The sequence below is a fragment of the Hyphomonas sp. genome (assembly GCF_013823385.1).
Lineage (GTDB): Bacteria > Pseudomonadota > Alphaproteobacteria > Caulobacterales > Hyphomonadaceae > Hyphomonas.
Window position 1 is genome coordinate 1 of the sequence record NZ_PNMA01000122.1, and the last position, 1,801, is coordinate 1,801.

A 1,801-nucleotide genomic window follows, 5' to 3' on the forward strand; every position below is an offset into this window, starting at 1 on the left:
AAAACAGAATGTCAGTTTCACGATGCTGATACGGGTCGATCACCGTCTCCCGGCGATACTTGACCGCATCAATCGGATCGTAGCCCGTTCGCGCCCGGAAAAGTGTAGTCTGCGGTTCTGACATCCCGGTTCCGTTCCTCCAAAACACCGGCGCCCATGCGCCCCCAAACGCAGACTCATAGGGGCCATGTAGCTCTCGCTACACAGTAGCTAATTCCAGACCAAAATGCATCGTCACGAAACGATTATGCGCCAATCAACCGCAATAATCTGTAATCGACTATGACTAAAGAGTCGAAAAACTGACGGGAACCGAGTCCGCGCTTCCATAAATTCCTATTTATAATCAGTTATTTGATCGCATTACCTGTTCCGAGAATCGTTCCATTTCCTCAGCCTGCGGACTCATCTGGAGCAGCAGGAGATCCAAGCCCGCTGCTTCATACTCCTCGATCCGCTCACGCAATTGTTCGGGCGTTCCGACAAGATTGGGGCGCAATCCACGATTGGACACCGAATATTCGTGGATCTTCATCTCACGCTCAAGCTGGGTGCCCGACAGCCATTGATCGAAATTGTCATAACCTGCGGGGAGTTCCGACACTTCGGTGATCCGCGCCAGCTCGCGCTGCGCCTCTGCCTCGCTGTCGCGCACGATCGCATAGGCGGCCATGCCGTATTGCATTGGCGGTTTGCCAGCCGCTTCCCGCCGCGCAGCCATATCGGCGATCTTGGGCGCAATCGCCGATGCGGGATCGCCGTGCATGACATAGGCGTCGCACTGGTGGGCGATCAGCGTCTTGGCCGCCTCGCTCTCGCCGCCAGCATAGATAGTGGGGTGCTTGACCGGCTTTGGGCTGCAAATCGCCTTGTCTGCTGCATAGAATTTGCCGGAGAAATCAAACTCCTCCTCCGCCCATAATCCCTCCACCATCGTCAGCCATTCGCTGGTCCGGGCATAGCGATCGTCATGCTGGTCGAATTGCAGGCCATAGCGCTTCGCCTCATCCGCCCACCAGCTCGACACGACATTAAGCGCGAGCCGACCGCCCGAAATCTGGTCAATATTAGCCGCTGCTTTGGCAAACAGCGCGGGGTGGTGGAAATTGGGCCGCACCGCGACCATCAGCTCCAGCGTCTCGGTCACCGCTGCCAGCGCCGCTGCGGTTGACCAAGCATCGAGCGTCGGCGCGCCCACACCCTTGATATCGTTCATGTTCAGCTCGGCGATGAGCGACAGGTCATAGCCAAGCGCCTCGGACCGCTGCGCCAGCTTCTTGGTGTAGTCCCAGCTCGCGTTCATCCCCTCATCGGCGACATTGCGCAACCAGCCGCCGAAAACCGGCATCCAATATCCGTAGCGCATCACTTTTCCTGTTCAATTTGCCGAATCAGATAATCGACCAACCGGTCGTGTGGGTCAAATCCCAGAACGTCCATTGGCTTGGCAACAAAGTTCGACAAGGCATTGATATCATAGAAGCGGGCGACGCCGTCGCGGTCATCCATCATCACTTCGACCCCGCCAATATCGAGATAGGCGGCGGCCGCGAGCAGGTTGGCGCGCACCCGCTCGGCCTCCGGGCCGCTTGCGGAGACGCGTTTGGCCGGGCGCGCGACGAGTTGGACGGCCGGCGCGTCGAGGGCGAGGCCGATGCTGCCGAAGCGGCGCCCGAGGCCGCCGTTGAGATCGAGAAAACCGAAATGCAGCCGTGCGGGGGCGCGGACCCGCACGGCGTTGATGGCCTTGCCGGCGGCGCGCGGGGCGCTCACGGTCTCACCCGTCTGGTCCGGGACCTCG

At 59.6% G+C, this 1,801-nt stretch carries 1 protein-coding gene and 1 pseudogene; both read right to left on the reverse strand.

What is annotated here, in order from left to right; all coding sequences use genetic code 11:
* Nucleotides 1-346 precede the first annotated feature (346 nt).
* Nucleotides 347-1,366: an LLM class flavin-dependent oxidoreductase gene (locus C0456_RS20325; protein WP_291056461.1), complete on the reverse strand. Its 1,020-nt coding sequence runs from the start codon at nt 1,364-1,366 to the stop codon at nt 347-349.
* Nucleotides 1,366-1,801: pseudogene (locus C0456_RS20330) on the reverse strand (hypothetical protein); the annotation flags it as partial. The gene C0456_RS20325 and the pseudogene C0456_RS20330, both read right to left, overlap by 1 nt.